We start from the raw sequence: 25007 nt of genomic DNA on the forward strand, positions 1-25007 counted from the left end.
GCGTCGGTGGTTAATGTCGTCCGATAAGGAATATAAAAATGGCATTGAAAGACGCCCCTACCTCAGTTCTGCTCGAAAACGTTCTCGGCCTGATCCATCAAAAACTGCCCAAGAAGAGTGCCTCTCTGGTCGAATGCTTCGTGGCCAAGTTTTACGGCAACATGGCGAGCTCCGACATGCATGATCGCAACGACAGCGATCTCTACGGCGCGGCGCTTAGCCTCTGGAATGCCCTCAATCAGCGTAGCGGCACCGAACCCTATATCCGGGTCTACAACCCCGAGCTGACCCGCCATGGCTGGCAGTCCCCCCACACTATCGTCGAGGTGATCCTGCAGGATTCCCCCTTCCTGGTGGACTCCATCCGGATGGCGCTCAAGCGTCTCAATATCACCGCCCACATGATGCTGCACCAGCCGCTGCACCTGATCCGAGGCGCAGAGGGCAAGATCAGCGCCATTCTGGATCTCGACAATACCGACGGGCAGACATCGGTCGAAACCGCCTTCCTCATCGAAATCGATCACCTTACCAGCGAAGCGCAGATGGAAGCGTTGGCAGCCGAGCTCAAATCTGTTTCTGGCGAAGTTGCTCTGGCGGTCGGCGACTGGCAGCCGATGCTGGCCAAGCTCAATGAAATTATCGATGAGCTGCCCAAGCGCAACCATCCGGTGAGCAAGGAGGAGGTCAACTCCTGCATCGCGTTTCTCAAATGGGTAGCGGCCCATAACTTCACCCTGATGGGCTATCGCCGCTACGACGTCAAGGCGGTGGAGGGGGATCACGAGATCCTGCCGCAGGCGAACTCCAGCCTCGGTCTGATGAAAAACTCCATCAAGGATGAGGGACAGCGTCTTGGCAATATGCCGGCCAGCGCCCGTCACGCAGCGCTGAGTCAGGATCTGCTGATCCTCACCAAATCCAACAGCAAATCCCGTGTTCATCGCCCGGCTTATGTGGATTACATCGGCATCAAGCGCTTCGACGAGCACGGCAAGGTAGTGGGGGAAGATCGCTTTATCGGTCTGTATGCCTCCTCCATCTACAACACCAGTGCGACCCAGATCCCGCTCATCAGCCACCGTCTCGAGCGCATCATGGCCTCCTCCGGCCATGAGAAGGGCTCCCACGCCTACAAGGCGTTGCTGAACGTGCTGGAAACCTATCCCCGTGACGAGCTGATCCAGGCCCGTGAAGAGGAGCTGCTGGCTACTGGCCTTGGCGTGCTGGAGATGCAGGAGCGGGACATGCTGCGCCTGTTCGTGCGCCGCGATGTCTATGGCCGCTTCTTCTCCTGCATGGTCTACGTCACCAAGGAGCGCTACAACACCGCGCTGCGGATCAAGACCCAGCAGATCCTGCAACAGTATTTCGGCAGCAGCGAAGAGGTGGAGTTCAACGTCTACTTCACCGAGGGAGTGCTGGCGCGGACTCACTACATAGTGCGGGTTAACAACAACAACGTGGATGTGGATGTGAACGAAGTACAGAACAACCTGATTGAAGCGGCCCGCAGCTGGGATGACAGACTCGACTCCGTGCTGCTCTCCCACTATGGCGAAGCGCGCGGCAACGAACTGCGTCGTCGTTTCAGCACCGCTTTCCCCCGCGCTTACAAGGAAGATGTGCTGCCGGGCTCTGCCGTGGCCGACATCATGGCGCTGGACAATCTGAGTGAAGCCGAGCCACTCGGCATGTTGTTCTACCGCGCTCAAGAAGAGGAGAACGATCGCCGGGTACGCCTCAAGCTGTTCCACCGCACCGAACCTATCCACCTCTCCGACGTGTTGCCGATGCTGGAGAACATGGGGCTGCGTGTCATTGGCGAGACCCCGTATCAGGTGCGTACTCCGGCGGGCGAACTGTTCTGGATCCTCGACTTCTCCATGCTGCTGCACAGCGATCAGCCGTTCGATCTGGAGCAGAGCCAGCAGCGATTCCAGGAAGCCTTCGCGGCCATCTGGAACAAGCAGCTGGAAGATGATGGCTTCAACCGGCTGGTGCTGGGGGCCAACCTCACTGGCCGTCAGGTCTCGGTGCTGCGCGCCTATGCCAAATACATGCGCCAGACCGGCGTCTCCTTCAGCCAGTCCTATATCGAAGAGACCTTGACCCGCTATCCCGATATCGCCGGCCTGCTGTTTGGGCTTTTCGAGCAGCGTCTCAATCCGGCCATGACCCGCAATGCGGAAACCGAGGCCAGACTGCACGAGGAGCTTGCCGCCAAGCTGGATCAGGTTGCCAACCTCGATGACGACCGCATCATCCGCCGCTATGTGGAGATGATCGACGCCACCCTGCGCACCAACTACTACCAGAAGGACAAGGCGGGCAACATCAAGCCCTACATCTCCTTCAAGCTGGCGCCGTCCAGCATCACCGATATGCCGCTGCCGCTGCCCAAGTTCGAGATTTTTGTCTACTCGCCCCGAGTGGAAGGGGTACACCTGCGCTGGGGCAAGGTAGCCCGTGGCGGTCTGCGTTGGTCCGATCGCAAGGAGGACTTCCGTACCGAGGTACTGGGTCTGGTCAAAGCCCAGCAGGTGAAGAACACCGTCATCGTGCCGGTGGGTGCCAAGGGTGGCTTCTATTGCAAGCAGATGCCAGCGGGAGCGCCCAGAGCCGTGATCCAGGAAGAGGGCAAGGCCTGCTATCGCCTGTTTATCCGCGGTCTGCTCGATGTGACCGACAACATCATCTCAGGCGAAGTGATCCCGCCCAAGGATGTAGTGCGCCACGACGAGGATGACTACTACCTGGTGGTGGCCGCCGACAAGGGGACGGCCACCTTCTCCGATATCGCCAACGAAATCAGCCTGGAGTATGGCCACTGGCTGGGCGATGCATTCGCCTCCGGTGGTTCGGTCGGTTATGACCACAAGAAGATGGGTATCACCGCCCGTGGCGCCTGGGAGTCGGTCAAGCGCCACTTCCGCGAGCTGGGTATCAACTGCCAGACCACCGATTTTACCTGCGTCGGGATCGGCGACATGGCGGGCGACGTGTTTGGCAACGGCATGCTGCTCTCCGAGCACACCCGACTGGTGGGCGCCTTCAACCACATGCACATCTTCGTCGACCCCAACCCGTATTCGGCCAAGAGCTTTGTCGAGCGCAAGCGTCTGTTCGAGCTGCCGGCCTCGACCTGGGATGACTACGACAAGAGCCTGATCTCGGCAGGGGGCGGCATCTTCCTGCGCTCGGCCAAGTCCATCAAGCTCACTCCCGAGATGCAGACCCTGCTCGGTACCGACAAGGCCAGCATGGCGCCGAACGAGCTGATAAAGGCGCTGCTCTGCCTCAATGTCGACCTGCTGTGGAACGGCGGCATCGGCACCTACGTGAAGAGCGCCCGTGAGAGCGATGCCGAGGTCGGTGATCGCAGCAACGATGCTCTGCGGGTCAATGGCCGCGATCTGCGTGCCCGCATCGTGGGTGAGGGCGGTAACCTCGGCTTTACCCAGCTTGGCCGGGTGGAGTACGCCAGTCAGGGCGGTCGCATCAATACCGATTTTACCGACAATGTGGGTGGAGTGGACTGCTCCGATAACGAGGTAAACATCAAGATCCTGCTGAACCAGTTGGTGGCAGCCGGGGATATGACCCTCAAGCAGCGCAACCAGATGCTCTACGAGATGACCGACGATGTGGCGCAGATTGTCATCACCAACGCCTATCGCCAGTCCCAGTCCATCTCGGTCACCAGTTTCCGCGGTTCTGAACAACTCAAAGAGCAGCAGCGCTTTATTCAGGGGCTGGAGCGGGAAGGCAAGCTCGATCGTGCACTGGAGTTCCTGCCCTCCGATGAGGAGCTCTCCGAGCGGATGGCGGCGGGGCAGGGACTGACCCGACCCGAGCTGGCGGTGCTGGTGGCGTACGGCAAGATGGTACTGAAAGAGCAGCTCAACTGCCCGGAAGTGACCGATGAGCCGTTCCTTGCCAACATGCTGGTCACCAGCTTCCCGCCCAAATTGCAGCAGCAGTTCGGTGCGGCGCTGGCTCAGCATCCGCTGCGTGGCGAGATCATTGCGACCCGGGTAGCCAACATGCTGGTCAACGACATGGGGCTCAACTTCGCCAGCCGGATGAAGGACGAGACCGGAGCCTCGGTCGCCGAAGTGGCCTGCTGCTTTGCCATGGCCCGCGAGGTGTTTGGCATGAACCGGCTGTGGCGCGACATCGAAGGGTGCGACAACCTGGTGGGGGCAGAGACCCAGCTCGAGCTGATGTTCTACAGCCGCCGCATTGTGCGCCGCGCCACCCGCTGGTTCCTGCGCGCCCGCAACCGCAGCTGGAGCATCAGCGAGAACATCGCCTTCTTTCGTCCGGCCTTCGAAACCCTGAGTCAGCACCTCTATGAGGTCATGGATGAGAGCGAAGTGGCCGAGCACAAGCTGGCAGTGCAGAAGCTGGTGGAGAAACAGGTGCCGGAGGCCATCGCCCGTCAGGTCGCCCATATGAGCAGCCTCTTCTCCACTCTGGATCTGGCGCAGATTGCCGCGGAGCACAAGACCGACATCTTGCGTGTCGCCAACGTCTACTACCGCCTTGGCGCCAAGCTGGATCTGCACTGGTTCCTCGACCAGATCAACCATCAGCCGGTTGGCAACCACTGGCAGGCGATGGCGCGGGCCTCCTTCCGTGAAGATCTGGACTGGCAGCAGCGCAGTCTCACTTCTGTGGTACTGGAAGGGTGCAAAGATCAGGGAGAATGCGCTACCATACTGGCCGACTGGATTTCGGAGCATGAACAACTCTTGTCCCGTTGGACCCATATGTTGGCCGACTTCAAGACCACCAGCACTCACGAGTTCGCCAAGTTCTCGGTGGCCTTGCGAGAGTTGAACCTGCTCCAGTTGAATTGTCGGGCACTTTAATTGCCAGATTAAGGCATGACACCGACATTACACCCAAAGCCCCGGCCAGTTGCCGGGGCTTTCTTTAAGGAGCAAAGATGTTGTACCCCATCGCCAGGCATTTCCTGTTCAAACTCAATCCGGAACAGGCTCACGATCTCTCCATGAAATATTTGCCCCGCCTTCTCGGTACGCCACTCGATTGTTTCTTCCGCCAGAATTTGCCGAAACGCCCCGTCACTGTCATGGGGCTTTCTTTTGCCAATCCGGTGGGATTGGCGGCCGGTCTGGATAAAGATGGGGAGTGTATTGATGCATTGGGAGCCATGGGATTTGGCTTTATCGAGGTAGGTACCGTTACCCCCAGACCGCAAAGCGGCAATGACAAGCCGCGCCTGTTCCGGGTTATTCCGGCAGAGGGGATCATCAACCGGATGGGATTCAACAACAAGGGGGTTGATCATCTGGTGGCGCGGGTCAAAGAGGCCAAATATCAGGGCGTAATTGGCATCAATATCGGCAAAAACAAAGATACCCCCATCGAGCAGGGCAAGGATGATTACCTCTTCTGCATGGACAAGGTGTATGACCATGCCGGTTATATCGCGGTCAATATCTCTTCTCCCAATACCCCGGGTTTGCGTTCGCTGCAATATGGCGAGGCGCTCGATGAATTGCTCGCCGCGCTGAAAACCCGGCAACAAGAACTGGCCGCCCAATATAAAAAATATGTGCCGCTGGCGGTAAAAATTGCGCCGGATTTGAGCTTCGAAGAAATAGATCAGGTTGCCGCTTCGCTGGTTCGCAATGGCATTGATGGTGTCATCGCCACCAATACCACTCTAGAGCGCGAGATGATTTACGACATGCCTCATGCCGGTGAAGCGGGTGGCCTGAGTGGTCGTCCGCTGCAGCACAAGAGCACCGAGGTGATCCGTCATCTGGCCAAAGCACTTGATGGGGCTCTGCCAATTATCGGGGTCGGTGGTATCGATAGTGCCATGGCGGCGCGGGAAAAATTGGCTGCCGGAGCCAGTCTGGTACAAATTTATAGCGGTTTTATTTATAAAGGGCCGGGTCTGGTCAAAGAGATTGTGACCAATATTTAAGAAATAGATGGGGGAGCCCTTTATTTGACGTTGCTGATTTCCTGCATATGGAATAAAGTCAACTGGTAATTATCAAGTAAGGGCTCCCGCATGCTTATCCAACCGACCGATAGCTGGCAATGGCACTATGATGCCAAGAATGACCGTCTGATGTTGGACCTGTCTGATAACATGCTATTTGCCACCGAATATAAAGGGCGGCAATTGGTACCCAGTTCATTTACCACCCAGCCTTTTTGTGTTGATGATGCGGCGCTCTATTATCAATTGATGGATAAAGCGGCAGAACTGGCGTGGAGTATTCCTCATCAGGTTCAGCTGGTGCTTAATGCCATCGCAGTGAGCCGTTTTTATAAACCCCTGATGCCACAAAGCTGGTTTTTTGGTGAACAGCACCCTGTTATATCGCCACAAAATGGCGATCTGGTCTGGATGAATACGCCCCACGGCAGAGGGGAGTTTATGGTCATTGAAGCGGGTGACCAGGCAAGTGTCTGCATGAACCTGACTCAGGATTTTGTACTGACAACCAGCAAAACCTTGCCCCGTTTTGGCGTTATCAAGGTGATGAATAACCGGATGACCCCTCGTATTGTCCTGACCGAGCAATATCGTCAGGTCAGCTGAAGGCGGCGCCCTGTCGCCGCCATTCTCAGTTCCATTTATCTGCATCTATTTCCTCACATCGTTACCCCGTTATTTGCTTATATTTCAGTTTTCCCAGAGAGTGATGCCGCCGTTGTTTAGCGAATGGTTTGATTGCGTGCTTGGGAATCGAAACAGAGAGTTGCCCAACGTGAAGTTGAAATAAAAAAGTGGCGGGATTGCCCGCCACTTTGCATCTGATCCTGTTTTGAGTCCGTTTTACACCTTGAAGAAGCGGATCCCCTCGTCGAGCTGTTTGATGATGTCGGTCAGCTGGGAGGCATCGTGGTTGACGCTCTCGGCGGCCGAGACGTTTTCCAGCGACATCTGGGTGATCTCCTCGACCGACTGGGCGATCAGCTGGCTGGCAGCCGCTTGCTCATGCAGCATGGAGCTGATCTCCTGAATAAGACCCACTACCTTGCGGGAGCTCTGATCGACCTGCGCCATGGTGTGGCTGGAGTTGTCGGTAGTCTCGCGTACCGTGCCCATGCTGTCGGAGCAGGCGTTCATCCCCTTGACCGCGCCGGTTGCCCCCTGCTGGATTGACTGGAGCATCTCGTTGATCTCCTGGGTGGCTTGCGTGGTGCGGGCTGCCAGAGTACGTACCTCATCGGCAACGACCGCAAAGCCGCGGCCCATGTCGCCAGCCCGGGCGGCCTCGATAGCCGCGTTGAGCGCCAGCAGGTTGGTCTGATCGGCTACCCCCTGGATCATCACCGAGATCTGGCTGATGCGAGTGATGTCATCAAACAATCCCTGCACCTGCTTGGCAGATTCGTTGACCGCGTTGGTAACGCGTACCACCTCCTGCGACGCCCGTTTGACCTGCTCCTCACCGGCGTGAGCGATTTCACCGGACTCCATTACCACGCTGTTGGCCTGATTGGCAAAGGAGGAGAGCTGGGAGACCGAGGTAGTCAGCTCTTCTACCGATGCAGCCGTGTTGGCGGTCGCCAGCGACTGTTGTTGGGAGCTGGTGTTGACTTGCTGAGCTGCGGCAACCAGCTGGGAGGAGCTGGCGCTAAGCCCTTCGGCGGCATGCTGCATGGTGGATACGATGTTGCGCAGGCTGCGGCGGGCGTTACCCATGGAGAGCTGCATCTGGGTGATCTCGTCTTGCCCGTCACGATTATCACTGCCAGTGAGATAACCGGCGGCCAATTGTTTCAATTCTTCCATGATGTTGCCAAGCGGCAGGTTGATGCTCTGACTAAGCAGCCAGCCAAGCACGACCGAAAGGGCGACTGATATTGTGATGATGGTGTAGGTTGCAGTGGAGATATCGGCGACTATCACGTCGCTATCGTCATAGGCTTTCTTAGCCAGCCCCTGGTTGATATCCACCAGCTTGCTGAGCAGGTCATCGGCGACCTGAAAGGTCGCAGCCGCCTCACTCTTCATCAATTTGACCGCAGTGTCGTTATCATTGGTGTAGCTGGCTGCCATCGCTTTTTTGGCCGCCTCTTTATAAAGGGGCCAGGCGCGATCAAAATCGGCCAGCGCCGCTTTTTCCGGCTCGGTCAGCTCGGTCGCACGATATTTGTTGAGCAGTTCGTTCATCTTCTGTTCGTAGCCATCCATTTTACTGGCGATGGCATCCATGCCCGGTTTGGTCGGCTCAATCACATAATCAAACAGCGAGCGATTATGATAAATGGCCTGCATATTGGCGTTGGCAAGATCCTTGATCGGGACCAGCATGTTGAGATACATGTCATTCAACATGTCGTTGACGGTCGAGGTATTTTGTTTGCCATATACACCCACCCCGATCAGGATCAGGTTGACAAACAGAAATGCGAGCATCAGTCGCACTTTAATCGATACAAGACGGATCAGATTTATCATATAGAGCCTCATGCTGATGTATTTGCATTCCATGCCGAAATTACACGACACCTTAAATTTACGTTATTTTCCCAATCAGGGTTGGTCTTGCGGATAAATAGCGTTTTTTGCCTGCCACTCGCCGAACCAGTGTGCAATCTGTTCAACCGGCAGCGGGCGACTGATGTAATAGCCCTGGGCCAAATCACACCCCAACAAGGCCAGTTGATGCCAATCCTCTTCGCTCTCAACCCCCTCTGCGACCGTTTTGAGCCCCAGTTTCTGGCTCATCACAATGGCGGAGGTGAGGATGGCCAGCTTCTTGGGGCTGGTATGAGCATCGTGAACAAACTCCTTGTCTATCTTGATTTCGGTAAACGGGCAGCGGGATAACTGCTTCATCGAGGAGTAGCCGGTACCGTAATCGTCCATTGCCACACCGAAGCCACGCAGCCGCAGGCGGGCGAGGGTACCGAGTGATACGGCGAGGTTGGACATGAAGGTGGTTTCGGTGACTTCGATGATGATGGCCTGACAGGGCAGGCGATGGGCCTGCACGATCTCCACCATGGTTTCCACCAGCTTGTCGGTGGTCAGCAGCGAGACCGGCAGGTTGATGGAGCAGCTGAGCTGGCCGGCCTGCAGAGTGAGCTTGTTGAGCGCCTCGCAGGAGGCTTGCAGGAAGGCGTAGAAAAAATCGAGCGCCAGCGGCCCCTCTTCCAGATGATGAACGAAACAGACCGGGGGCAGGGTGCCATGCTCGGGGTGATGCCAGCGTACCAGCGCCTCGAAGCCATAGAGGCTGGCATCGCTCATGGTGATCTTGGGCTGCAAAAAGGGAACCAGCTGGCCTTGCTCCAGAGCATGGCGGACATCGTCGCTGGTGAAGGTGAGCTGCATCCATTTGTTGTTTTCCCGATGGATCCGCGGATCGCAGTGCTGCAGCATGTTGCGCAGCTCCTGGGCTCTGAGCGGTTTGGCCAGCACGCCGATCACCTCCAGCGTGCCGGCATCGGCGATGGAGTGGATAACATCCAGCACATCCCGATCCACGGCGCTCATCACGGCGACAAACATCTGATAGCCGGTGTGCTTCTCCAGCTGGCTGATGAGCTCGACCCCATCCATTCCCGGCATGTTGAGATCGGTCAGCAGCAGATCAACATGCTCCAGTTGCTGCAGCTTGTTGAGGGCATCCTGGCCATCGCTGGCCAGATGGATCTGGCCAAAGCCCAGCTCTTGCAGCAGACAGGTCACCTCATACTGCTGGGTACGGGAGTCATCGACCACCAGGGCGCTGCGGCCCTGCCATTGTTCTAGGGACATGGTGGTTCCTCTCAATCGGGACGGCCAAGCGTCTGGGTTATCTGGGCAAGGGACATTACTTCATCGATCCCGCCGTGGGCGATTGCCTCCTTGGGCATGCCAAAGACCACACAACTCGCCTCATCCTGCGCGATGGTGCGAGCGCCGGTGTCATGCAATTCGCGCATACCGCGTGCGCCATCATCCCCCATGCCGGTCATGATGACGCCAAGGGCGTTATGTCCGGCACTCACCGCCACCGAGCGAAACAGCACATCGACCGAGGGGCAGTGACGAGAGACGGGGGGGCCCTCTTTCACCTCTGCCAGATACTGGGTACCACTGCGCTGGATCAGCAGATGCTTGCCTCCGGGGGCGATCAGCGCCACCCCGGGCAGCAGGCGATCGCCGGTGGCTGCCTCTTTGACTTCAATCTTGGAAAGGCCGTTCAAGCGCTCTGCAAACGAGGCGGTAAAGCGCCCCGGCATATGCTGCACGATGGCGAGCCCCGGGCAGGTGACCGGTAGTCTGGTCAGTAGATACTCAAGGGCCTGGGTGCCGCCGGTGGAGGTGCCAAGGGCGATGATCCGGTCGGTTGTGCGAAATTTGACCCGCTCCGGCGGGGGCGAGAGCATGGCATCGGCGGTGCGTTTGGGAGGCGGAGTAAAACAGGGTTGCTGGTGGTCTGGCAGCAGGTTGCGCAGCTTGGCGTTGACGGCGGTACGGATCTCCTGGATCAGCTCGTTGGCCGATTGCTGCAGGAAGCTTTTGATGCCAACAGCGGGCTTGGTGATGATGGAGATGGCACCGGCAGCCATGGCATCCAGGGTAATGGTGGCGCCCTCTTCGGTCAGGGAAGAGCAGATGATGACCGGCGTCGGGCGCTCGCTCATGATCTTGCGCAGGAAGGTGAGACCATCCATGCGGGGCATCTCGATGTCGAGAATGATGACGTCGGGCCAGCTCTTTTTCATCTGCTGCATGGCGAAGATGGGATCGAATGCTGCCCCCATTACTTCGATATCGGCAGCCTTGCCCAGCATCTGGGTCAGCACTTCCCGCACCAGTGCCGAGTCGTCAACGATCAATACCCGTATGGTCATGTTTCATCCTTGAAAAGCTGAGGTTGGCAGCGATAGCGTGAAGGAGCCTCCTGCACCAGTGGCAGATCCTGCTGGCGGATGATCTCCGAATGGCCGACCAGCAGATAACCACCGGGCCTGAGCAGCTCACACAATTGGGAGAGCACCTGGCCTTTGGTCTCTTCGTTGAAGTAGATAAGCACATTGCGCAGAAAAATGACGTCGAACTCCCGCTCGATAAAGTTGCTGCAGGTGAGCAGGTTGAGGTTGGAGAACGACACTTTTCTCGCCAGCTCGGGCCTCACCCTCACCTTGCCCGCGTATTCGTCGTGACCCCGTTGAAAATAGCGCATCCAGAGGTGGGGCGGGACATGCTGGGCCCGCTCCACCGCATAGATGGCGCGCTGGGCAAAGGGGATCACCCGGGTGTTGATGTCGGTTCCGTAGATCCGCCAGCGATCGTTGATACCTAGCTGTTCGGCCAGCACCATGGCGGCGGAGTAGGCCTCCTCGCCGGTCGAGCAGGCGGCAGACCAGATCCGCAGTGGTTGATGGCGGCTAGCGAACAGTTGCTCGGCATGCTGTTTCAGCCAGCTGAAGTGCTGTGCCTCGCGGAAAAAATAGGTTTCGTTGGTAGAGAGCAGGTTGATGGCGATCTGCCGTTCCTGCACATTCTGTGGCTGGTTGATCCGCTCCCAGTAGCCGTAGTAGCTGGTGAGATTGAGCGCCCGCAGCCGCTTGGCGAGGCGGGATTGCACCAGCGCCCGCTTGCAGGGGGCGAGATCGATGCCGGCGGCGGTGAAGATAAAGCGCCGGAACAGTTCGAACTCTCTTTGGGTGAGCACCGGCCCCTGATCCGGGGTGGTGAGGGATGCCGCCACTAATAGCCCCCTTGTTCGCTGTTGAAGAGCTGGCTGGTGGTGGCCTCGGCCATGGCGCTCAGCTCGGCGATGGAGAGCGCCTTGTGCATATCGAGCAGAATGGCGAACTGCTGGGCGATGGTGACCACCCCCTGGATGAAGTCGCCGCGAATATGGGCGCCAAAGGTCGGGGCCGGCTCTATGGTGTCGGTGGCAATCTCCAGCACCTCGCAGACGGAGTCGAGCAGCATGCCGATCTCCTGCTCTTCGCCATTGCTGTTGGGCAGCGAAAGGATCGCGACACAGGTTGTGGGCTGGATCGGGGTCTGCCCCCGGCCAAAGCGGATAGAGAGGTCGATGACCGGCACCACGGCGCCCCGCAGGTTGATGATCCCCCTGACAAAGCGCGGCATCATGGGCACCGGCGTCATCCCCTCGAACTCGATGATCTCGCGGATGCAGCCGATATCGACCCCGTAGAGCTCCCCTCCCAGCATGAAGGTCACGCAGTGGAAGTGGGAGGTGACAGTATCAGGGGCATGTGTTGTGCGCATTGGGCTGCTCCTAATAGTTGCTGAACTTGCCATCGTCCACTTCCCGCTCCAGATCGTCGTCTTGGTGCAGGTGCTGGCTCAGCGTGCTCTTTTTCGGAATGACCGGTCTGGCACTGTAACCGGCGGCATGAAACTGGGTGGGCTGACGGTTGTTGCCGCCGCGCAGGGTGAACTGCTGCATCAGCTCCTGCAACTGCAGAGCGGTGGAGCTCAGCTCTTCCGAGGTCGAACTCAGCTCTTCAGCCGAAGCGGCAGAGGCCTGCATGCCATCGCTGATCTGGGTCACCGCAATATTGATTTGGGAGACGCTGGCCCGCTGTTCACGGGATGCCGAAGCGATCTCCTGCACCAGAGTGGCAGTCTGATCGATCCCCGGCAGCATCTCCCGCAGCAGGGTGCCAGCCTGTTCGGCAACGCTGACCGAACGGCCAGCCAGCTCGCCAATCTCCTTGGCGGCATTTTGCGAGCGCTCCGCCAGTTTACGTACCTCGGCCGCCACGGTGGCAAAGCCCTTACCGTGTTCACCAGCGCGGGCTGCTTCAATGGCGGCGTTGATGGCCAGCAGGTCGGTCTTGTTGGCGATGTCGTTGATGACGGTGATGCGCGAGGCGATCTCCTTCATGGCATGAACCATCTCGCCCACCGCCTTGCCGCTTTCGGTTGCACTGCTGGCAGCCTTGGTGGAGATGTTCTCGGTGACCTTGGCATTGTCGGCGTTCTGGCTGACGGTGGCGGCCATCTCCTCGACGGAGGCGCTGGTCTGCTCGACGCTGGAGGCCAGTTCGGAGGAGGTTTGCGACAGCGAGTTGGCGGTGGCGGCGACCTGTTCAGAGGCTGAGCCGATGGCTTCCGACATGGCACCCACCTCGTTGAGAATATCGGAGAGGCGATGGGCCATGCTCTTGATGGCAAAGAGCAAACTGCTGCTGTCATCGCTGCGCAGCTTGACCGGAGTCGAGAGATCCCCGGCGGCGACACGGGAAACCACCTGTACGGTATAGGAGGGATCACCTCCCAGCTGGCGCAGGATGCTGCGGGTAACCAGCATGGCCAGAACCAGACAGATAACGAAGGCCGAGCTGGAGATGAGGATCAGCAGGTTCAGGTTGTCCTGATAGATATCTTCGCTCTCTTTCAACGACTGGGTGGCGAGGCGGTCATTGATATTGACCAGCTCGGTCAGCAGATCATCTGACTTGTCGAAGGCCGGGCGGCCTTGCTCGGCCATGATCTGGGCGGCTTTCTGGTTGTTGACATTGTCTCCGGTGTCCGATTGCGCGGTGCGCATGATGATATCGGCATAGGACTTGTAGGTGACCCAGGATTGGTCGAAGCGCGCCAGCGCATCGATTTCAGGTTGGGTCAGATAGGTTTTGCGATAGGCATCGAGCAGTTTGTTAAGTTGGCTCTCATAACGCAGGATGTTGCCTGCATTGAGCTTTCTGCTCTCCTCCTTGGTCTCCAGCACGTAGCGATAGAGAGCCCGGTTCATGTAGATCGCCTGCATGTTGGCGTTGGCCAGATCCCGAATGGGCACCAGCTGGTTGGCGTGCATGTTTTTAACCAGCAGTGTCATCGTTTTGGTGGAGTAGTAGCTGGTGACGGTCAAGGTCACCAGCAGCACCATCAAAATGGAAAACGAGAGCACCAGTTTTGTTCTGACTTGCAAGTTGTGAAACCAGTCCATGGTTTTGACTCCGTTAAAGCGGTTGATAACAGTATGTGGTCAATCAGGTTCGGCTGCCGGAGAGGGTATCGGCATGCTGGTGGATCAAGTGCAACTCCCGTCGTCTGGCCAGCTCGATAAGCTGTGGTACATCAAGAATGAGGGCCGGCTGGCCATTGCCCAAAATGGTTGAACCGCTGACATATCGCAGCGTCCTGAACAACTCTCCGAGTGGTTTGATCACCGCCTGCACTTCGCCAATCAGGCGATCCACCACAATGCCGGCGCGGTTGTCGGCATAGTCGACGATGACGACAAACTCGGGCTCGTCGGCGGGGGGAAGGGCAAACAGCTCGCGCAGCACGATAAAAGGCACCCACTCGCCACGGATATTGATCTGGCGCGAGGGGGTATCGAGGGCATCCGGTGGTAGATCAATGCACTCGAGCATCATGTCGAGGGGGATCACCAGAGAGGAGTGATCCACCTCGATGCGAAAACCGTCGATGATGGCGAGGGTTAGCGGGAGCCGCAGGCGGAAGGTCGTGCCGCGGCCAGGATGGCTCTCTATGGTGGTCTCGCCCCGTAGGGACTCCAGATTGCGTTTGACCACATCGAGCCCGACACCGCGACCCGAAAGATCGCTGACACCGCTGGCGGTTGAGAAGCCGGGTTGGAACAGGAACTGGAATATCTCCTGCTCGCTCAGGACTTTTCCCTCCTGAGCCATGCCCATCGTCTGGGCCTTGGCCAGGATCTTGTCGCGATCGATGCCGCGACCATCGTCGCTCACTTCAACCACCACGGCGCCAGCGTCGTGATAGGCGTTCAGGGTGACCACGCCGCCAGCCGACTTGCCAGCCTCAAGGCGCTGCGCCTCATTCTCGATGCCGTGATCGACGGCGTTGCGCACCAGATGCATCAGGGGATCGGTCAGCTTCTCGACCATGGATTTGTCGATATCGGTTTCGGCGTTGTTGATGTGCAGGCTGATGTTCTTGCCGGTCTGCTGGGAGAGCTCGTGCACCAGCCTCGGAAAGCGATTGAAGATCTCGTTGATGGGCACCATGCGCAGGGTAAGGGCATCGTCGCGGATCCCCTCGACCAGCGTATTGACCGCGGCCACCGACTCGACCAGCTCCGCATCTCCTCTCAATCTGGCCTGCAGGGTTGTCGCGGAGGTGGCGATCACCAGTTCTCCGACCCGGTTGATCAGCCTGTCCAGCTTGGCGGCCTCAATGCGAATATAGTGCCCTTCACTGCGCTGCGGGGCGGGCTTGGGCTGAGGTGTTACCGGCTGTTCCGGCTCTGGCTGTGCAGGTTGTGAAAATGATGGCGAAGTGTCGGCGGATGCGCTGTCTGGTTCGTTGGTTTGGCCGCGGCGATAGTCGCCCCGCTCAATGGCGGCCGCTTCTTCACGGCTCAGGACGTCGGCAGCCTCCCAGCGGGCAAGCTGGGCCGTCAGCGGTTCGTTGCGCCACTGGGCCAGCCGTTCACCTTGCGCCGCAAACTCGGCGAGATCCTGATGAGGCGTCAGCAGGCAGATGATGCTGGCATGAGCCACAAAATCGAAGGTACTGCGGATCCGCTCGGGGGATTCAGCACTGTGCAGGCCAATCTCATAGCCAAGGAAACATTCGGTCGGGTCGAGCAATTGCAAAGGCGGCCATTCGTGCCAGACTGGTTCGATGAAGACGATCTCTCCCAGATTGCCGAGATAGCGGATAAAGGCCAGCAGGTCGAAGCCATCCTGATAGAGCGCAGGATAAAAACGCACAGAGAGATGCCAGCGCTTGAGATCCTGTGAAGGGAGCACGCTTTGTGGCGGCACTACGACAGGTTGGGTTGGCAAACTTTGATGGCCCTGCAGTTGGGAAAGCAGGGCCAGGATCTGCTGGGTCTCGGTCTGTGGCAGCTCGGGGTTGTGCTCGGCCCCTTGCAACAGATCGCGCAGCTGATCATTGCAGGCCAGCAGCAGGTTGATCAGATGCTCATCGAGCTGTAACTCGCCGCTGCGAAGCCGCGCCAGCATGTTCTCCATGGCGTGGGCGAAGCGCACCAGCATGGTGAGGCCCAGCATGCTTGCTGAACCCTTGATTGTATGGGCAGTGCGAAACATCAGATTGTAGGTTTCTGAATTGGCCGGGTAGCTTTCGCGATCAAGGAGCGCCTGCTCCAGATGATCACACTGTTCGTAGGCCTCCTCGAAAAAGAGGGCGCGCGCTTTATTGACGTCCATCGGGCCCCTCCGCTCTGGTGAGGGAAGAAAGCAACCCGAGCTGACCCAGCGCCAGTTCGGCTTCACTGCCATCTCCCGTCTTGATCCGCAGCCGCTTGCCCTGGGTATTGGCCTCTTGCTGGAGGAGGGCGATAAGCTGCGCGCCGCAGCTATCGAGCGCTTCAAGCTGGCTCAAATCCAGCAGGGCAACAGGAAAGTTGAGCAGACTGAAGAGATCGTCTTGCAACTCTGCCACCGTCATGATGGTGAACTCCCCAGTGAGAATGGCTGCGGGAGGTGCGTGCATAATATCCAGTTCAAAACTCATACCTTGTGCTCCCGTATCATGGTTGCACCACCTTGTAGACATCATCGATAAGCTTCAGCGGCTCGAATGGCTTGGTCAGCCAGACACGGGCGCCGGCATCGAACCCCTCCTGGCGGATCTCGGGCGAGTTTTCCGTCGTCAGCATGATGAATGGGATATAGCGGGTGGTTGCCTGCGCCTTGAGATGGCGCAGCAGCGTCATTCCGTCCATGCCGGGCATGTTGAGATCGGAAATGATGAGATGTACCCGCTGGCCATCGAGACGGGAGAGGGCCGCGTTGCCATCATCCGCTTCGATCACGCTAAAACCGGCGCTTTGCAGCGTCATGGTAATCGTGGCTCTGATGCTGGCGGAGTCTTCCACAACAAGGATGGTTTTGGTCATAAAGGTGACTCGTTCACAGGCGTTATAGATATCCGGGTGACATGGGTCGAGACCTCCTAATTGTTGTCCAATAAGTTGATGTGTGTGGATTTTTTAAAACTGGATCGGCGTGTGCAGGACAAAAATCGGGGAAGGGGAGGACTCGCGCTTTTTAAGGTACTACGGAAAGGGTTCAATAGGCGCTTATTACGCCGTGTCTCCTGCCATTATCAGCCACTTTTACATGCTCAGAGTGACCTGATGAGGTATAATGCGGGACTATTTTTATGGGTTCCCCGTGAGCGTGATGAAAGAATTTTTTGCAACCTGCCCCAAGGGGCTGGAAAACCTGTTGGCCGACGAGCTGACCAATCTGGGTGCAGAGCAGGTCCGTGAGACCGTGGCCGGCGTCCACTTCAAAGGCGAACTGGCGGTGGGCTACAAGGCCTGTCTCTGGAGCCGTCTGGCTTCCCGTATCGTACTGGTGCTCTCCGAATTCCAGATGAACGACGATCTGGATCTTTATCTGGGCGCGCATACCATCCCCTGGGAAGAGCATTTCTCCGGCGCCGCCACCATTGCGGTGGACTTTACCGGTACCAACGCTTCCATTCGCAATACCCAATATGGCGCCCTGAAGATCAAGGATGCCATCGTCGATCGCTTTACCAAGCGCGGTCATGTGCGCCCGGACGTTGACAAAAAATCGCCGGATATTCGGATCATGGCGCATCTGGGCAAAGGCAAGGCCAATATCACGCTGGACTTGTCAGGCCCGGCGCTGCATCAGCGTTTCTATCGTCAGGGCACAGGTGAAGCTCCGCTCAAAGAGAACCTGGCGGTCGCCATGATTGCCCGTAGCGGTTGGGCCGGCGAGCCCATGATGGACCCGATGTGCGGTTCCGGTACGCTGTTGATTGAAGCGGCCTTTATCGCTGCCGATATGGCGCCGGCGCTGCGCCGTGAGCGCTTCGGTTTTGATCGCTGGCTGCAGCACGATAGCGAGCTGTGGCAGAGCCTGATGATGGAAGCGCAAGTGCGCGCCAAACGCGGCATGCAGCGCTGCGAGGTGAAACTGTTTGGTTGTGATGCCGACTCCCGCGTGCTGCTCAAAGCCCGTGACAACGCCAAAGCCGCCGGTGTCGCCCATCTCATCACCTTCAAGCAGGCTGATGTGACCCAGCTGGAAAATCCGCTGCCGGCTGTGGAAGGCGAGGTTCGTCAGGTCGGTATGCTGATCTCCAACCCGCCTTACGGCGAGCGTCTTGGTGAATTCCCGGCCCTGCTGGAAGTGCATCAGGCTCTCGGCGATGCCCTGCGTCGCAGCTTCCAGGGGTGGAGAGTCTCCATTCTGTCCGCATCTCCTGAACTGCTCAGCTGTCTGCGCCTGCGCGCCGACAAGCAATATCGCCTGTTCAACGGCGCCCTCGAGTGTCAGCTGCGTAACTACCAGATCGCCCTTGACTCTGTGGCCTCGCAAAAAGAGGTGGCGCAGGACTTTGCCAACCGTCTGCGCAAGAATTTGAAAGCGCTGGAGAAGTGGGCGAAGAAAGAGAATCTCGACTGCTACCGTCTCTATGATGCCGACTTGCCGGAATACAACGCCGCCATCGACCGCTATCAGGACTATCTGGTGGTGCAGGAGTATGCCGCGCCCAAGGACATCCCCGCCCAGAAGACCCGTCAGCGTCTGCTCGACATGGTGCAGGCCGCCATCAAGGTGACCGGCATGGACGGCGAGAAGGTGATCCTGAAGGTGCGTGAGCGTCAGGAAGGCAAACAGCAGTATCAGAAGCTCTCCGAAGAGCAGCACCGGATGGAAGTGCAGGAGTACGGTGCCCGTCTGTGGGTCAACCTCTACGACTATCTGGATACCGGCCTGTTCCTCGACCACCGTCAGACCCGCCGCATGCTGGGTCAGATGGCCAAGGGCAAGCGCTTCCTGAACCTGTTCGCCTATACCGGCAGTGCCACCGTGCACGCGGGTCTTGGCGGTGCCAGCGAAACTACCACGGTGGATATGTCGCGCACCTACCTCAACTGGGCACAGGACAACATGCGCCTCAACTCGCTGGTGGGCCGGGAGCACAAGTTTGTGCAGGCCGACTGCCTGAAGTGGCTCTCCGAGGCCGATGAACAGTACGACCTCATCTTTATCGATCCGCCCACCTTCTCCAACTCCAAGCGGATGGACGAGAGCTTCGACGTGCAGCGCGATCACCTGCTGTTGATGCAGCACCTCAAGCGCCTGCTGGCTGCGGGTGGCACCCTGGTCTTCTCCAACAACAAGCGCCACTTCAAGATGGATCTGGCCGGTCTCGAGGCCATCGGTCTCAAGGCACAGAACATCACCGGCAAGACCCGGCCCAAGGATTTCGAACGCAACCAGCACATCCACAACTGCTGGATCATCACCCATGCCGATAGCGGGGCTGAGGCCTGATGCTGACCCTGTTTCACACCGACGGTTGCCACCTGTGCGAGCAGGCTTGGGGGCTGGTGGAGCTGGCGGGGGCAGGCGATGTGACCCGCCGCTGCGACATCATGGACGATGCCGGCTGGCTTGAGGCCTATCGGGTGCGTATTCCGGTGCTGCGGGACGAGGCTGGCCGCGAGCTGGGCTGGCCCTTCACGCTGGTGGAGCTCAAGGGCTGGCTCGCTCGTCAGGGTTGATTTGTGATTTGACGATGAAACGGGGGCAGACCCAGTCTGTTGCCCGTTTTTTCATATGAGATAAGGAACGAACATGGCTCTTTTAACATTGCACGGCGCGTGTCTGTCGTTCAGTGATTTTCCGTTGCTCGACAAGGCCGAGCTGACCATCGAGCGAGGCGAGCGCCTCTGTCTGGTGGGCCGAAACGGGGCGGGCAAATCCACCCTGATGAAGGTAATTGCCGGCGAATTGCCGCTCGATGATGGCCGTCTGGTGTTGCAGCAGGATCTGAAAGTGACTCGTCTTGAGCAGGATCCGCCCACCTCGAGCGAGCTCACCGTGTTTGATTACGCCGCCGAAGGGCTGGCCGGCGTCGGTGAGCTGCTCAAGCAGTATCACCACGTCTCCATGGCGCTGGCGAGTGACCCGTCCGATGCCAACATTCGCAAGATGAGCCAGCTGCAGGAGCAGCTTGATTATCAGAATGGCTGGCAGTACGAGACCCGTATCAATCAGGTGCTGACCCTGCTTGGTCTTGATCCTGACGTGACCCTCGACAGTCTCTCCGGTGGCTGGCTGCGCAAGGTGGCACTGGCCCGTGCATTGGCCTGTGATCCCGATCTGCTGCTGCTGGACGAGCCGACCAACCACTTGGATATCGAGGCCATCAACTGGCTGGAAGAGTTCCTCAAGGATTTCCGTGGTGCCATCGTATTCATCTCCCACGACCGTGAGTTCATCCACAAGCTGGCAACCCGGATCATCGATCTGGATCGCGGCGTCATCACCTCCTGGCCTGGCAACTATGACGAGTACCAGCAGGGCAAAGAGGAGTGGTTGCGGGTCGAAGAGCTGAAAAATGCCGAGTTCGATCGCAAACTGGCTCAGGAGGAGGTGTGGGTACGTCAAGGGATCAAGGCCCGCCGTACCCGTAACGAGGGGCGAGTGCGCGCCCTCAAGGCGATGCGGATGGAACGAACCCAGCGTCGTGAACTGCAGGGTAAAGCCAAACTGCAACTCGATGAAGCGAGCCGCTCCGGCAAGCTGGTATTCGAAGCAGAAGGGCTGGGGCTCGACTTTGGTGATCGTACCCTGTTCGAGGGGCTGGATCTGCAGGTGTTGCGTGGCGACAAGATTGCGCTGGTCGGCCCCAACGGTTGCGGCAAGTCGACGCTGATCAAGCTGCTGCTGGGTCAGCTAGATGCCACTCGTGGTTCGGTGCGTCAGGGCACCAATCTGGAAGTGGCCTACTTCGATCAGTACCGCGAACAGCTCGATCCCGAGCAGACGGTGGTGGACAACGTCGGGGAGGGCAAGCAGGAGGTAATGGTGCGCGGTCGCTCCCGCCACATCCTCGGCTACCTGCAGGACTTCCTGTTCGAACCCAAGCGGGCCCGCACTCCGGTCAAGGCGCTCTCTGGCGGTGAGAAAAACCGTCTGCTGCTGGCCAAGCTGTTCCTCAAGCCAAGCAACCTGCTGATCCTCGATGAACCGACCAACGACCTCGACGTCGAGACTCTGGAGCTGCTGGAAGAGCTGCTCGCGGACTATCCGGGCACTCTGCTGCTGGTGAGCCACGATCGTCGCTTCATCGACAATACGGTAACCGGTTGCTGGCTGTTTGAAGGGGATGGCCGCATCAGTGACTACGTGGGCGGCTATGCCGACATGATGGCGACCCGCGAGCAGCAGCGTGCTCAGCAACAGGCAAAGAGCACGCCGGCGAAGGTTCCCGAGCCGGTAGCCACAGTGAGCGAAGCACCGAAGAAAGGCAAAAAACTCTCCTACAAGCTGCAGCTTGAACTGGATGGTCTGCCGGCGCGTCTTGAGCAGCTGGAGGCCGAACTTGACGCGCTGCAAGGGGAGATCAACCAGCCCGGTTTCTTCGCCCTGCCAAGCGAGCAGACCCAGCCCAAACTGGCCGCATTGAGTGCCGCCGAGACGGCACTGGAGGAGGCATTTGCTCGTTGGGAAGAGCTGGAAGGACTCAAAAATCAGGAATAAGTTTCCTGTAATTTAAATTTAATTGAGTTCAGTGCCTTATGTCACAGAGGGGGGTTAGCATGGAAATTTTTGTTTGACCCTCCCTCCCTGCTGGGGTAAAGATGAAAGCGACCGATGAAGAATTGGTCGCTTTTTTTGTTCCACGAAGAGGGTCGTAGATGATGAAGAGACAGAAACGGGACCGTCTGGAAAGAGCTCGTGCTCGTGGTTATCAGGCTGGCGTGGTCGGCAAACAGAAAGAAGCGTGTCCGTATCAATGTCTGGATGCCCGTGGGCACTGGCTTGGTGGTTGGCGAGATGCCATGGAAGGGCGGGGCTCAGGCCTCTTCATGAAGTAAGTTACTTCATTACACTCATTACAAAAGGAAAGGGGCCGTTGTGGCCCCTTTGCGTTGTGGCTTTCGCCACATTCAGGTTCGCATTAATCAGAATGCGGTGGTGTCCTGGAACAGGCCCACTTTCAGGTCGGTTGCGCTGTAGATCGGGCGACCGTCAACTTCAACGACACCATCGGCAATGCCCATCACCAGTTTGCGATTGATGACCCGCTTGAAGGTGATCTTGTAGGTCACTTTCTTGGCGGTCGGCAGGATCTGGCCGGTAAATTTCACTTCACCGACCCCCAGCGCACGGCCTTTGCCCGGGCCGCCTTTCCAACCGAGGAAGAAGCCAACCAGTTGCCACATGGCATCCAGACCGAGACAGCCCGGCATCACGGGGTCTCCCGGGAAGTGGCAATCGAAGAACCAGAGATCGGGGGTTATGTCGAGCTCTGCCAGGATCTCGCCCTTGCCGTGCTCGCCACCGTTGTCATTGATCTTGACGATGCGATCCATCATCAACATGTTGGGGGCGGGCAGCTGACTGTTACCCTCACCAAAGAGTTCGCCACGGCTGCAAGCCAGCAGCTCTTCACGGGTAAAAGAGTTCTTGCCCTGTTCACACAGGGAAAGGCGGGCTTCCAGGGTCGAATTGTCTACGGTCACGCTGAGTTTCCTTCAAATGAGTAAAGCTGCGCCAATTTAGCGTACAGATGTGCGCTAAACAACTCCGATCACTTCATTAGCGGCCAAACAGCCGATCAAGAAGGGCGCGCAGCAGCCCGACTTTTGCAGTGCTGCCGTTCAGCTCATCCAGTCGTTCCTGAATGCGGCCGAACAGGGTATCTGGCATGTCAGGTTCACCCGCCACACAGCCAGTCAAGAGCTCGATGGCCTCTTCCACATGATCCACCGGGTGGATATGGAACTGGCCCGCTTCGACTGCAGCGATCACCTCATCAGAGAGGTTAAGCTGCTGGGCGTTGGTGCCGGGCAGCAGGATGCCTTGCTTGCCAGTCAGACCGTGGATCTTGCACACCCGGAAGAAGCCTTCGATCTTCTCGTTGACGCCGCCAACGGCCTGTACATTGCCAAACTGGTCGACCGCACCCGTTACCGCAAAGTGCTGGTAAATGGGCTGGCGGGCGAGGGCTGATAGCAGGGCACACAAACCGGTGAGTGAGGCGCTGTCACCATCAATTTCGTGATAGGACTGTTCGAACACCAAATTGGCGGAAAGAGGAGAGGGGTTCTCGGCACCAAACTTGTTGGAGAGGTAGCCGTGAATGATCATCATCGCCTTGGCATGGATATGGCCGGCCAGTTCAGCCTTGCGTTCGATATCCGCCACATCGCCATCACCCAGATGAACGGTGGCGGTCAGACGTACCGGTTCACCGAAGTCATATGGGTGACCGGAGACCTGAATGACCGAGAGACCGTTGATCTGGCCAATCTCTTCACCATCGGTCTGCAGCAGGATCTGCCCATCGATAACACCCTGATCGGACTGTTCCACCAGATAGTTGAGGCGGTAATCCTGCTCCTCCAGCGCGCCGCGGATATGCTCGTCGGTGACGACGTCCGCTTCCAGTTCGCGTGCCAGACTGTCAGCCATCCGCATGATGGCGGAGAGTTGCACCTCGGAGAGAGAGAGCCACTCCTGATGATCGCACAGACGACTGGCGTGACGGCATAGAGCGGCGAGGGCGGCAGGAGTAAAATCCAGCAGTTCCCAACGCTCGCGCAGCCAAGCGAGATATTGCAAAAACTCCTGCAGATCTTCTTCGATGTTCACTTCAGAGACCAGATCTGCGCGCAGGAAGATACGCTCGGACATATCCCGATCCAGCATCTGGAACTCGGCCACGTCGAGACGATCGCCCACCAGAATGAGCTTGAGCTTGATGGGGGTCGCTTCCGGCGTGAAGAAGGGGGTCAGCGTCTTGCCTTCCTGATAGGCGTTCCAGTCCAGCTCGCCTTTTTGCATGGCATTTTTGAGCTTGAACCAGAGGTGAGGCTGATCGAGCAGTTCATCCAGTTGCAGGATCAGATATCCACCGTTGGCTTGACGTAACAGACCCGGCTCCAGCAGATGCTGGTTGGCATAGACGGAGCCTTGCTCGGTCTGGTAGTTGATGGAGCCAAACAGGGTATCCCAGTTGAGGTCGCGGCCGTAGATCACCGGCGCTTCCTGCTCTTCGTGATGAATGAGCAGATTGATCAGCACCGGATGCTGGAATTCCAAACCCAGCGCCACATGGGCGGCCAGATCGGAGAGGAAGTCATCGATCTTGGGATCGTTGTTCTGCTTGCGCATGATGCGGGTCACCAGACGCTCGGCATCGAGGTGGTGGCTCATCAGTTTGAGCAATTCACCAACCATCTCGCAAAACTCGATACCAGTGCCTGGTTGCAGGCGCAGCCAGATCGGTTTGAAGGGGTTGTTGAGGTTCTCGGTATAGCAGAGGTCGAACAGATCGCCATCCTTGCCGTTGGAGGCGGCAATCAGGGTACGGCAGACATCTTCGTAATCTGCGCCGGGGAACCCGTTGAGCAGCATGACCGGGCAGTCACCATCAAAACTGGCTAACCGTTTGATGGCAGAAATGGCTCTGGGTTGCAGCGCAGCAAACGGAATGGGTTCTAGCTCGCTGAGGGTAGGAAACTGTTCAATCGCAAAAGCAGGTTTTAATTGTTCTGATGTTAATTCAGCCACTTAAGACATCCGGTCGGAGAGAGGATCAATTGTTGCCATTATACACAGTTCACTTAGTGGGAACAGAAAACAAGATATCTCATTTAACATAATATACATTATGCGCAGTCATGCCTGTAGGTAGAACAAAGGGGCCGGAGGCCCCTTGGTTATTAGGATGACCGCTTAGACCCGTTTAGATTGGATTACAGAGCTGGCTTTGGAGTCAGCTGGTTTCAATGTAACTGTCAACTTAAGCGGTTTTTCAGACTTAAGAGGTTTAACTTCATGCACAATGAAATTATGGCTTTCTCCATTGTCGTGAGTAGCGATTACGTAGGTCCTATCAGTGTTCTTCTGACACTCATCAATGAAGCGTTGGTGCCACGCCCCATGATTTTCCTCATGCGTGTTGAGGTCTAGCAAGAAGAATGACGACGGTTGATCTGGAAAGACTGAATTTCGCCATTAAGGAAAGCGGCTTCTAGCTTGTCGCCTGTAGTATTGCTGGAGGC

General features: G+C 57.8%; 18 protein-coding genes. 7 read left to right on the forward strand and 11 right to left on the reverse strand.

Translation table 11 applies throughout. From position 1 onward, the window contains the following. Positions 1-38 precede the first annotated feature (38 nt). The 3 genes from LG31_RS0105745 (at position 39) to LG31_RS0105755 (ending at position 6592) form a co-directional block, all read left to right on the forward strand. On the forward strand, positions 39-4877 hold the full coding sequence (locus LG31_RS0105745) for an NAD-glutamate dehydrogenase (protein ID WP_033113538.1): 4839 nt from the start codon (positions 39-41) through the stop codon (positions 4875-4877). Between the two features lie 77 nt (positions 4878-4954). Then, complete coding sequence (gene pyrD, locus LG31_RS0105750) at positions 4955-5965, forward strand: quinone-dependent dihydroorotate dehydrogenase (protein ID WP_033113539.1); 1011 nt, start codon at positions 4955-4957, stop codon at positions 5963-5965. A gap of 90 nt (positions 5966-6055) precedes the next feature. Beyond that, complete coding sequence (locus LG31_RS0105755; protein ID WP_033113540.1) at positions 6056-6592, forward strand: cell division protein ZapC; 537 nt, start codon at positions 6056-6058, stop codon at positions 6590-6592. A 237-nt stretch (positions 6593-6829) separates the two neighbouring features. Here LG31_RS0105755 and LG31_RS0105760 read toward each other — a convergent pair whose 3' ends face one another. The 9 genes from LG31_RS0105760 to LG31_RS0105800 are packed head-to-tail and all read right to left on the reverse strand — an operon-like array spanning position 6830 to position 16838. Continuing rightward, complete coding sequence (locus tag LG31_RS0105760) at positions 6830-8494, reverse strand: methyl-accepting chemotaxis protein (protein ID WP_338010663.1); 1665 nt, start codon at positions 8492-8494, stop codon at positions 6830-6832. A 42-nt stretch (positions 8495-8536) separates the two neighbouring features. Then, positions 8537-9766, reverse strand: coding sequence for an EAL domain-containing response regulator (locus LG31_RS0105765; protein WP_033113542.1), 1230 nt, complete (start codon positions 9764-9766; stop codon positions 8537-8539). Positions 9767-9777: 11 nt separating this feature from the next. Next, positions 9778-10848, reverse strand: a complete 1071-nt coding sequence (locus LG31_RS0105770; protein ID WP_033113543.1) for a protein-glutamate methylesterase/protein-glutamine glutaminase — start codon at positions 10846-10848, stop codon at positions 9778-9780. Further along, a complete protein-coding gene (locus tag LG31_RS0105775; protein ID WP_050513411.1) occupies positions 10845-11708 on the reverse strand; it encodes a CheR family methyltransferase in 864 nt (287 codons plus the stop codon). The genes LG31_RS0105770 and LG31_RS0105775 overlap by 4 nt, the downstream gene beginning before the upstream one ends. Then, positions 11708-12241: a chemotaxis protein CheW gene (locus tag LG31_RS0105780; protein ID WP_033113544.1), complete on the reverse strand. Its 534-nt coding sequence runs from the start codon at positions 12239-12241 to the stop codon at positions 11708-11710. The genes LG31_RS0105775 and LG31_RS0105780 overlap by 1 nt, the downstream gene beginning before the upstream one ends. A gap of 10 nt (positions 12242-12251) precedes the next feature. Beyond that, positions 12252-13928: a methyl-accepting chemotaxis protein gene (locus tag LG31_RS0105785; RefSeq protein WP_033113545.1), complete on the reverse strand. Its 1677-nt coding sequence runs from the start codon at positions 13926-13928 to the stop codon at positions 12252-12254. Positions 13929-13971: 43 nt separating this feature from the next. Further along, a complete protein-coding gene (locus tag LG31_RS0105790; protein WP_033113546.1) occupies positions 13972-16146 on the reverse strand; it encodes a chemotaxis protein CheA in 2175 nt (724 codons plus the stop codon). After that, complete coding sequence (locus LG31_RS0105795) at positions 16133-16453, reverse strand: STAS domain-containing protein (protein ID WP_033113547.1); 321 nt, start codon at positions 16451-16453, stop codon at positions 16133-16135. Before LG31_RS0105795 ends, LG31_RS0105790 begins: the two co-directional genes overlap by 14 nt. A gap of 16 nt (positions 16454-16469) precedes the next feature. After that, positions 16470-16838 carry a response regulator gene (locus LG31_RS0105800; protein WP_033113548.1) on the reverse strand — a complete coding sequence of 123 codons (369 nt, stop codon included), beginning with the start codon at positions 16836-16838 and terminating at the stop codon, positions 16470-16472. A gap of 250 nt (positions 16839-17088) precedes the next feature. On the opposite strand from LG31_RS0105800, the gene rlmKL reads away from it, so the two are divergent. The 4 genes from rlmKL to rmf all read left to right on the forward strand — a co-directional run bounded on the left by rlmKL (position 17089) and on the right by rmf (position 21812). Further along, positions 17089-19260 (forward strand): bifunctional 23S rRNA (guanine(2069)-N(7))-methyltransferase RlmK/23S rRNA (guanine(2445)-N(2))-methyltransferase RlmL, encoded by a 2172-nt coding sequence (gene rlmKL, locus LG31_RS0105805; protein WP_033113549.1) that lies wholly within the window; start codon positions 17089-17091, stop codon positions 19258-19260. Further along, on the forward strand, positions 19260-19490 hold the full coding sequence (locus LG31_RS0105810) for a glutaredoxin family protein (RefSeq protein WP_033113550.1): 231 nt from the start codon (positions 19260-19262) through the stop codon (positions 19488-19490). Before rlmKL ends, LG31_RS0105810 begins: the two co-directional genes overlap by 1 nt. Before the next feature lie 73 nt (positions 19491-19563). Beyond that, the gene (gene uup / locus LG31_RS0105815) at positions 19564-21474 is read left to right on the forward strand and encodes an ATP-binding cassette ATPase Uup (RefSeq protein WP_033113551.1); all 1911 of its coding nucleotides are present in this window, start codon (positions 19564-19566) and stop codon (positions 21472-21474) included. 158 nt (positions 21475-21632) lie between these two features. Then, complete coding sequence (rmf, locus tag LG31_RS20295; protein WP_005315693.1) at positions 21633-21812, forward strand: ribosome modulation factor; 180 nt, start codon at positions 21633-21635, stop codon at positions 21810-21812. Between the two features lie 87 nt (positions 21813-21899). Here the strand turns inward: rmf and fabA are convergent, their stop codons facing one another. Together fabA and LG31_RS0105825 are read right to left on the reverse strand one after the other, a co-directional pair. Further along, positions 21900-22460, reverse strand: coding sequence for a 3-hydroxyacyl-[acyl-carrier-protein] dehydratase FabA (gene fabA, locus LG31_RS0105820; protein WP_033113552.1), 561 nt, complete (start codon positions 22458-22460; stop codon positions 21900-21902). 76 nt (positions 22461-22536) lie between these two features. Next, positions 22537-24513, reverse strand: a complete 1977-nt coding sequence (locus LG31_RS0105825; RefSeq protein ID WP_033113553.1) for a Lon protease family protein — start codon at positions 24511-24513, stop codon at positions 22537-22539. Between the last annotated feature and the right edge of the window lie 494 nt (positions 24514-25007).

Source organism: Aeromonas lacus (assembly GCF_000764665.1).
Classification (GTDB): Bacteria; Pseudomonadota; Gammaproteobacteria; order Enterobacterales; family Aeromonadaceae; genus Aeromonas; species Aeromonas lacus.